This is a genomic window from Amycolatopsis sp. NPDC006131, assembly GCF_040614175.1.
Classification (GTDB): domain Bacteria; phylum Actinomycetota; class Actinomycetes; order Mycobacteriales; family Pseudonocardiaceae; genus Amycolatopsis_E; species Amycolatopsis_E tucumanensis.
The window spans coordinates 1-4,676 of the sequence record NZ_JBEXTX010000216.1 but is presented as its reverse complement, the minus strand read 5'-3'; the positions used below and the strand labels follow the sequence as shown (position 1 = coordinate 4,676).

Here is a 4,676-nt window from a genome sequence, read left to right as displayed (position 1 = left end):
GCCGCAACCCAGGCCGCCAACCGGCAGCCGAACATGCCAACCTTGCGGCCCTGGCTCAAGGTGATATGCACAAACCGGAAGGCGACGGGATGACCACCCAGCGACCCACTGCACGAGGTGGGACGAGGCACCCAACCCCTGGTCATCCCGGAGCCTGCCCGTCCGGCGAGGACTCTTTTGATCTTTAGAGCCGCGCTGTCGCGCAAAAACAGCGCCTCACGGCGCTCGAACGGTCACCTTCCGACCACCCCCGCCCCCGATGCCTGATTGTGTTTCAGTCGCCGAGCAGCCGTGTCAAGGCGGGAAAGCGTGCCTTGACACGCCTGATCGGCGACTAAAGATCGGCTGTGGATCGGGGGCGGGGGAGGTCTGGTTGGGGTAGTCGCCTGCTTTTCGTTGCCGGGCGGCGGTTTGGTGGCGGGGAAAAAGACAGCGGCCCTCCGCTTTGCTTGAGGGCCGCTGTCTCTTGTGGACTAGTTGCCTGATGTGCCGGTGTTTCCGGACGCCTGTTGCTGCTGCGACGGGAAGCTCCCGGCGTTCGGCGAGACCGGCACCGAGTCGTAGCTCCGCTGGGCGTCCTGCACGTTCAGGGACGCTCCGGTGGGCAGGAGGCGCACGATGGCGTCCGGCGCCGGCCGTGGGTCGGTCAGGCCCAGTGCGTTGGCGGTGTTCGCGTCGGGGACGCCGTATCGCAGGCCCCGGTCGGTCACCAGTGAGATGGGGCCCGTCGCGAAGGACTGTTTCGACGTCGCCGACCGGATGACCGCTCCGCGGCCCGGGGGCATGTAGAAGTTGTCGATCTTCAGGCCGTCCGGGCTGGGCTGGCCGATCTGGATCAGCTTCGCGTCGGCCGGGACCGGGAGCTGCGTTCCGACGTAGACGGCCGTGTGCTGGTCCTCGGTCGTCGGGTCGCCGGGGTTCACCACGTTCCAGCCGAGGCAGGTCACCGGGGTCTGCGTGGGGTCGAGCACGGTCGGGATGGTGTTCGGCATGGTGTCGACCTTGAGCGCGTCGCTGTCGCCGGACTGGATCTGGCGGATCGACGTGATCGTGTTCGGCGACAGCTCCTGCGGGCGCGGCGCGGCGGTCGAGCTGCCCGAGAACCGGATCAGGTCCGCGACGGCGGGCGACACGCGCTGGATCCCGTTCTGCAGGACCACGTAGCTGCTTCGCGTGCCGTCCGAGAACGACACCGCGAACACGTCACCCACGTTCAGACCGGCCAGGTCCAGCGCCTGGAACTGCGTCGCGCTGCCCTTGCCGGGGATGGTCGGCGGCGTGAACGGCGTCACCTGCGGGATGGCGTTCAGCAGGCCGATGGAGATGCGGCGCGCGTTCTGCGGGTTCAGGCCCAGTGCCGTGTAGACACCGGCGCGGCCCGGGTCCAGCTCCGCCCGCACGGTGTTCGCGTTCGGCTGGTTCGGGTTCCGCTCCAGGCGGTAGATCAGGTACGGCTTGTCGTTGTCGCCGACGGCCAGCACGGCCTCGTTGTCGCCCAGCTCACGTCCGGGGTTGGGCACACCGGCGAGCACCGTCGTGGCGTTCGTCGCCTGCTGCAACGCCAGCTGGCTCGGCAGGTCCGACCGGATGGTCAGCTGGTCGCACACCGCCCAGTCGTCGGACACCCGCTGCGACGTGGTCGGCAGCAGCTGCGGACCGTCCACAATGCCCGTCAGCCGCCCGCGCGGGATGTCCTTGAGCTGGTCGTCCGGGACCACCGACGGCTCCACCGCGGTCGCCGCCGCGGAGGCGCCCTGCCCCTGCTGCGACATCAGCAACAGCCGCGCCGAGGCCAGGTTGAAGGTCGGGACCAGCTGCTTCGGGTTGCCGGTGACGACGTAGATCGCGCCGGACTCCTTGCCGATCACGATGTTGCCCGAGTCCGGCACTGCCGGTTTCGGGCTGATCAACCCGAAGATCACGAAACCGACGACACCGAGCAGCGCCAGGATGAACCCGACGATCGTCGCTCTGCCGTGGGTCCGCATCGGATCGTGGAGCATGACCGAGTCACGCCGCACCAGCGCGGACTGCATGCGGCGCAGCACGAACTGGTAAGCGTGAACTTGCGATTTCGTTGTCGGTGTTGACGGCATTCTCGACCTACTGCTCCCCGAGTCGCGGTACGGTTCCGCAGGATAGCGGTACGGGATCTCCGCCGGTGTGGGTTTCTCCCAACTCCGGCTAGGGTCGGGTTCCCGGCCGACCGGCTTGCCGGGATCGCTGTAGGTACGAGGGGAAGAACGAGCGGATGTCCGTCACCACTCCGCCACGTCCGGGTGGGCCCCCGGGTTCACCGCCGCCGAGGGGCCGTCCGCCGGGTCCGCCACCGCGTGGCGGCGTGCCGGGCGGGCCGGGAGGACCCGCCGGACCACGCGGCCCGCAGGGACCCGGAGGCCCCGGTGGGCCTGGCGGTCCAGGTGGTCGCGGACCTGGTGGTCCGGGTGGACCCGGTGGTCCGGGTGGACCCGGTGGTCCGGGTGGACCCGGTGGTCCGGGTGGACCCGGTGGCCCGGGCGGTCAGGGTGGGCCGCCGCCGGCGCAGCCGCCCCCCGAACGTCCCGCGCCGGTCGCTCCCCCGGCTCGCCGCCGCGTCCTGAACACCCGGCTCGGCCCGATCCCGGTGACCAACCTCGTGGTGCTCGAGATCGGCCTCGCGATCGGGCTGATCCTCATCGCGATCAACGAGTCGCTGCTCTACGTCGGCATCGGCGTCCTCGGCGCCGCGCTGATCATCGCGATCCTGCGGTGGCGCGGTCAGTGGTTCACCCAATGGGCTGGACTTACGATGCGCTACTCGTTCCGCAGCCACGACCGGGTGTCGACGCCGCCGAAGCCCGACGCCCAGGCCATCGCGACCGGCGACGTGTCCGTTACCGGCCCGGAGGACGTGCGCGTCAGCCTGCTGCGGCTCGTCGTGCCGGACCTGGTGGTCGCGCACGGCAAGGACCACGAGCTGCAGGAGGTCGGGCTCGCCTGGCACGACGGCACGTGGACCGCGGTCCTGCTCGTCGAGCCCACGCCCGCGCTGATCACGCAGGCCGGCGGCGCGCCGAGCCTGCCGCTGTCGGCGCTGGCGCCGTGCCTGGAGGACCGCGGCGTCGTCCTGGACTCCATCCAGATGATCTGGCACTGCTACCCGGGCAGCGCGGCGCTGCCCGCGGACTCGCCCGCGCTGACGTCCTACCTGGAGGTCCTCGGGCCGCTGCCGGCCGCGGCGCGACGCACCACGTGGGTGGCGATCCGGCTCGACCCGCGCCGGTGCCCGGACGCGGTCCGCGAGCGCGGCGGCGGCGTCGTCGGCGCGCACCGCGCCTTGATCGGCGCGCTGTCCCGCGTCCGCAACGCGCTGGAGTCGCAGGGCGTGCCGACCCGTCCGCTGAGCCCGGACGAGCTGCTGCGGGCCGGGATCTCGGCCGCCGAGCTGACCGCGGCCGTCGGTGGCGGCGCGAAGGTGAACCTGAAGGAGAGCTGGACCAGCGCGACGGCCGCGGGCATCGGCCACGCCAGCTACGCCGTCACCAGCTGGCCCAAGGGCAAGATCACGACCACGCTGAACGCGCTGACCAGCGTGCGCACGCTGTCGTCGACCGTGGCGATGTCCATCTCGCCCGCGGACGACGAGGGCAAGGTCGGCCTGCGCGGCGTGGTCCGGCTGAGCGCGCGCAACCCGCGTGAGCTGGACACCGCCGACGAGCGGCTCAACACGCTCGCCGAACGCGTCGGTGTGTCGCTGACCCCGCTGCGCGGCCTGCAGATCGACGGGCTCGCCGCGACCATGCCGATGGGAGGCACCGCATGAGCCTGCGGCTTCGTGACCCGGGCCGGAACACGGGCGTCGCGCCCGAGTTCGTGGTCGACCCGGTGCTGCTGGACGCGATCAGCCCGTCCGGTGACCGCGGCGGCATCGTCGTCGGCTCGGGCCTCAAGGGCGAGCCGCTGACGATCTCCGCCCTGCGGGCCGCCCCCACCCGGATCGTCCTGGTCGGTGGCCTGTACCTGGCGCGGCAGGTGGCGCTACGGGCGATGGCGGTCGGCGCGTGGGTGACGATCGCGACCGGGCGGCCGGCCGCGTGGCAGGTGCTGCCGAAAGCGGCGGGCAACCAGCCGAACGGGCGACCGTCGCCGCTGGTGACCATCCGGCGGCTGTCGCCGGTCGAGCTGCCGCGCCCCTCGGAGGACGCACCGCTGCTGGTGGTGACCGACGGCGGGCCGACGCCGCAGGACCTGTTCCCGCCCCGATCGCCCTGGCACACGACGGTTTACGTGCTGCCGTACCTGCACCCCCAGGCGACGACGATCGCGAACGCCGCGGACGTCGTGCTGATGCAGCGGCTGCCCGCCGGACAGGCCGAGCTGGCGGCCCGGATCTGGCGCCTGCCGCCGCAGATGGTGCGGCAGCTGACCACGCTGAAGGACGACCAGGTGGTGGCACTGGGCCAGAACCTCTGGCGCCCCCTCCGGCTGGTCACCACACCGAAGGAACAGTCACTACTGGGCCCAGTCCGCCGCGGCGACTGACGAGGCTCTTGATCTGTGAACAAAACCCCGAGCTGGGTGGTCATCCCGTCGCCTGACACTGGACGATCACCTTGAGCCAGGGCCGCAACCTCTCTGCTGGCGTGAGTTGACATGCCAAACGAGCCGCCCAGGCAAAAGGTGAAAAGCAAACATAG

The 4,676-nt window shown here is 71.0% G+C and carries 4 protein-coding genes; 3 read left to right on the top strand and 1 reads right to left on the bottom strand.

What is annotated here, in order from left to right; genetic code table 11:
* Positions 1–473: 473 nt before the first annotated feature.
* The gene (gene eccB, locus ABZ215_RS43260) at positions 474–2,096 is read right to left on the bottom strand and encodes a type VII secretion protein EccB (RefSeq protein ID WP_027935795.1); all 1,623 of its coding nucleotides are present in this window, start codon (positions 2,094–2,096) and stop codon (positions 474–476) included.
* A gap of 306 nt (positions 2,097–2,402) precedes the next feature.
* Here eccB and ABZ215_RS43255 point away from each other — a divergent pair, with 306 nt between their 5' ends.
* From ABZ215_RS43255 to ABZ215_RS43245, 3 genes are read left to right on the top strand one after another with little or no spacing between them, the layout of a single operon-like run.
* Positions 2,403–2,600, top strand: a complete 198-nt coding sequence (locus ABZ215_RS43255) for a hypothetical protein (protein ID WP_354956742.1) — start codon at positions 2,403–2,405, stop codon at positions 2,598–2,600.
* 23 nt (positions 2,601–2,623) lie between these two features.
* The gene (gene eccE / locus ABZ215_RS43250) at positions 2,624–3,802 is read left to right on the top strand and encodes a type VII secretion protein EccE (protein ID WP_020417575.1); all 1,179 of its coding nucleotides are present in this window, start codon (positions 2,624–2,626) and stop codon (positions 3,800–3,802) included.
* The gene (locus tag ABZ215_RS43245) at positions 3,799–4,521 is read left to right on the top strand and encodes a hypothetical protein (protein WP_354956740.1); all 723 of its coding nucleotides are present in this window, start codon (positions 3,799–3,801) and stop codon (positions 4,519–4,521) included. Before eccE ends, ABZ215_RS43245 begins: the two co-directional genes overlap by 4 nt.
* Positions 4,522–4,676: the final 155 nt, after the last annotated feature.

What these genes read in the sequence shown, in the direction of transcription:
- eccB (WP_027935795.1), bottom strand. Translation starts at nt 2,096, where the DNA reads ATGCCGTCAACACCGACAACGAAATCGCAAGTTCACGCTTACCAGTTC.
- ABZ215_RS43245 (WP_354956740.1), top strand. Translation starts at nt 3,799, where the DNA reads ATGAGCCTGCGGCTTCGTGACCCGGGCCGGAACACGGGCGTCGCGCCC.